Source organism: Streptomyces nanshensis (genome assembly GCF_001751255.1).
GTDB lineage: Bacteria > Actinomycetota > Actinomycetes > Streptomycetales > Streptomycetaceae > Streptomyces > Streptomyces nanshensis_A.
Genome location: NZ_LJGW01000098.1, coordinates 1 through 3,301, shown reverse-complemented (window position 1 = coordinate 3,301; position 3,301 = coordinate 1). Strand labels below are relative to the sequence as shown.

The following is a 3,301-nucleotide window of genomic DNA, read 5'->3' as shown; positions in this document are numbered from 1 at the left end:
CGGGACAGCACGAAGGGGGCCGCCGCAGCGGCCCCCTTCTCGGCTCTTGATCGGTCGTGCGCTCCGCCGGCCCCGGCGGTGTCACGGGTCGGGCGTACGTCCCGGGTCAGCGGCGCAGCGTCGGCTTCAGATCCTTCAGCCGTCCCAGCAGACCGTTGATGAAGGGCGGCGACTCGTCGGTCGAGAACTCCCGCGCGATGTCCAACGCCTCGTCTATGACGACCGCTTCGGGGACCTCCTCGGACCAGATCAGCTCGTAGGCCGCCAGCCGCAGGATGCACCGGTCGACGACCGGCATCCGGTCCAGCGTCCAGCCCACCGAGTAGGTCGAGATCAACTCGTCGATGCGCTGGGCGTTTTGAGCGTAGCCCTCGATGAGTTCCCGCGTGTACGCGCTGACGGGAGGCTGCCGCTCGTCCGTCCCTGCGTGCTTGACCCAGTCCTCCATCACGGACGTCGCGGTCGTGCCGCGCTGGTCCGCCTCGAAGATGATCTGGAAGGCGCGCTTACGCGCCTTGTTGCGAGCTGCCACGGCTAGCTGTTCACCCGGCCGAGGTACTCGCCGGAGCGGGTGTCGACCTTGATCTTCTCGCCCGTGGTGATGAACAGCGGGACGCCGACCTCGTAACCGGTCTCCAGGCGGGCGGGCTTGGAGCCGCCGGTGGAGCGGTCGCCCTGCACGCCGGGTTCGGTGTGCTCGATCGTCAGCTCCACCGCGGCGGGCAGCTCGACGAAGAGCGCCTCGCCCTGGTACATCGCGACCGTCGCCTCGAAGCCCTCCAGCAGATAGTTGGCGGTGTCGGCGACGATCTCGGGCGTCACATGGATCTGGTCGTAGGTCTCCATGTCCATGAAGACGAAGTACTCGCCGTCCTTGTACGAGAACTGCATCCCGCGTCGGTCCACGGTGGCCGTCTCGACCTTGGTGCCCGCGTTGAACGTCTTGTCGACGATCTTGCCGGACATGACGTTCTTCAGCTTCGTACGGACAAAGGCGGGCCCCTTGCCGGGCTTGACGTGCTGGAACTCGACGACGGACCAGAGCTGGCCGCCGTCGAGCTTGAGCACCATGCCGTTCTTGAGGTCGTTCGTGGATGCCACGGTTGCGGGTTCTCCTGAGACTGCTGCTGCGGAGACCAGGAAGCCGCCCCGGCTCCGTCGCCCCGTCCGGGGCTAGAGGGCGAGCAGCTCCTTGGTCGTGATGGTGAGTAGCTCGGGTCCGCCGTCCGCCGCGTGACGGACGACGAGCGTGTCATCGATCCGGACACCGCCCTGGCCCGGAAGGTGGACCCCGGGCTCGATGGTGACCGGCACACAAGCGTCCAGTTTACCCATGGCCCCAGGTGACAGCCGAGGGTCCTCACCGATTTCCAGACCCACCCCGTGGCCCGTCGCGGCGCCCAACGCCTCGGCGTGGCCGGCCCCCTTGAGCACCTGCCGTGTGGCCCGGTCGACGTCGCTGCAGGCCATGCCCGGTGTCAGCGCCTCACGTCCGGCGCGCTGCGCCGCGAAGACGAGGTCGTACAGCTCCACCTGCCAGTCGTCGGGAGCGCTGCCGATGACGAACGTACGGCCGATCTGGCAGCGGTAGCCGTGGTATTGAGCGCCCAGCCGCACCGAGAGGAAGTCGCCCTCCTCCACTCTGCGGTCGGTGGGACGGTGCCGGCCGAGGCCGGAGTTGCGGCCGGTCGCCACGCACGTGGGGAAGGCGGAGCCCTCGGCGCCGTGGTCGATGAGCCGGCGCTCCAGTTCCAGGGCGAGGTGCCGTTCGGTGCGTCCGACGAGGATCGACTCCAGCAGTTCGCCCAGCGCCTGGTCGGTGATCTCGGCGGCGACACGCAGCGCGGAGATCTCCTCGTCGTCCTTGATGACGCGCTGCGCCTCGACGGGACTGGTGAGACCCGTCAGACGCAGTCCGGCGGCGACGGAGGACATGGCCCGGTGCCGGGCCACCGTCAGATGGTGTTCCTCGACGGCGAGCCGGCGCGCGCCCGCCGAGGCGGCGAGGTCGGCGGCGGCGACGGCGGTGTCCCCGTCGGGGCTGTCGAGGCGGCTGGTGCGCAGTTCGTCCTCGGAGCCGCCGGGCTGGACGAGCGGGCCCTCCGCGGAGGCCGGGGCGAGCAGGGTGTCGACGCCGTGGGGGCCGATCAGCAGGGCCGTCCCCAGCGGCGGACAGCCGGTCAGATAGCGGATGTTGGCGGGGCCGGTGACGAGCACCGCGTCCGGGGGCCCTTCGTGGGCGGCCGTCGCGGCGCAGCGCTCACGCAGGAGGCCGCGGCGGGCCACATGGACTTCGGACATGTTCCCGAGCCTACGGAGCGCGGGGCCCGGCGGCAGTCCGTACGGGTCCGTGCGGGCGACGAAGCCGCAGGCGGGCCCCGCCCGCACGGGCCGTGGTCTCCCCGCCCGTCCGCCTCCCGAGTCCGGGGGCGCATCGCGAAGGCGCGTACTCCCCCGGTCCCCGTACGGGTATCACCAGCGGGGCGGGCTGGCCAGGCTCCGGGCCACGACGTCGTCGAGCATGCGGGCCGTGGTGGCCACGTCCTGGCGGGAGTTGTCGATGATGGGCAGCCCCGAGCCGTACCAGCCCGCCATCCGTCCGTGGATCTGCGCGACCTCTTCGTCGCTGAGGCGGCGGTTGCCGCTGCGGGCGGCGTTGCGCTCCAGCACGATCTCCAGGCCCGGCAGCAGCACGACCGGGATCATGCCCGGACCGACATGGCGCTTCCAGCCGCCGAGCCCGACGACGGGACGGTCGGGGAAGACGGCGTCGTCGAGGATGCAGGAGATGCCGTTGGCAAGGAAGTTACGGGCGGCGAAGCCGCAGGTGCGGCGGGCCAGCCGGTACTGCGCCTCGGAGTGGTCGTTCCAGCCGCTCTGCGGATCGGCGAAGCCCGAGCGCACCCACTCGCGTACGTCGTCGAGGCTGATGTGGGACGTGGGCACGGCCCGCCGCTCCGCCCAGTAGCGGGCCACCGTGGTCTTTCCCGCGCCCGCCGGGCCGATCAGCAGCACCGCCACCGCGGCGCGGGTCGCGTCGAGCTGCGCCGGGTCGGCGTCGGGCGTGGGTATCTCGACGGGTGCGCCGCGGGAGAGCTGGAGGTGGCCGGTGGTCTCGGTGGGGTGCGGCTCCTGGTCGCCGCCGTACCCCTGGCCGTACGGCTGTGCAGGCGCCGGAGGCGTGGCAGCGGGCTGGGCCGGCGCGGGCGGCGGTCCCGGCGGCTGTGCGGGCGGTGCGCCCTGCGGCTGCGCGGGAGGCGGGACGGGCGGCTGCACCGGGGGCTGCGGCGGCGGCTGCGAG

The 3,301-nt window shown here is 71.8% G+C and carries 4 protein-coding genes; all 4 read right to left on the bottom strand.

Annotated elements, in window-relative coordinates; all coding sequences use genetic code 11:
* Positions 1 to 106 precede the first annotated feature (106 nt).
* On the bottom strand, positions 107 to 532 hold the full coding sequence (nusB, locus tag AN218_RS05110; protein WP_070015418.1) for a transcription antitermination factor NusB: 426 nt from the start codon (positions 530 to 532) through the stop codon (positions 107 to 109).
* A 2-nt stretch (positions 533 to 534) separates the two neighbouring features.
* Positions 535 to 1,101, bottom strand: a complete 567-nt coding sequence (gene efp / locus AN218_RS05105; protein WP_070015417.1) for an elongation factor P — start codon at positions 1,099 to 1,101, stop codon at positions 535 to 537.
* 72 nt (positions 1,102 to 1,173) lie between these two features.
* Positions 1,174 to 2,301, bottom strand: coding sequence for an aminopeptidase P family protein (locus AN218_RS05100; protein ID WP_070015430.1), 1,128 nt, complete (start codon positions 2,299 to 2,301; stop codon positions 1,174 to 1,176).
* A 171-nt stretch (positions 2,302 to 2,472) separates the two neighbouring features.
* On the bottom strand, positions 2,473 to 3,301 hold an 829-nt coding region (locus AN218_RS05095; RefSeq protein WP_107421364.1), incomplete at its 5' end, for an AAA family ATPase.

Bases quoted from the DNA above. Each gene is read 5' to 3' on its own strand.
- AN218_RS05100 (WP_070015430.1), bottom strand. From the start codon at position 2,301: ATGTCCGAAGTCCATGTGGCCCGCCGCGGCCTCCTGCGTGAGCGCTGC.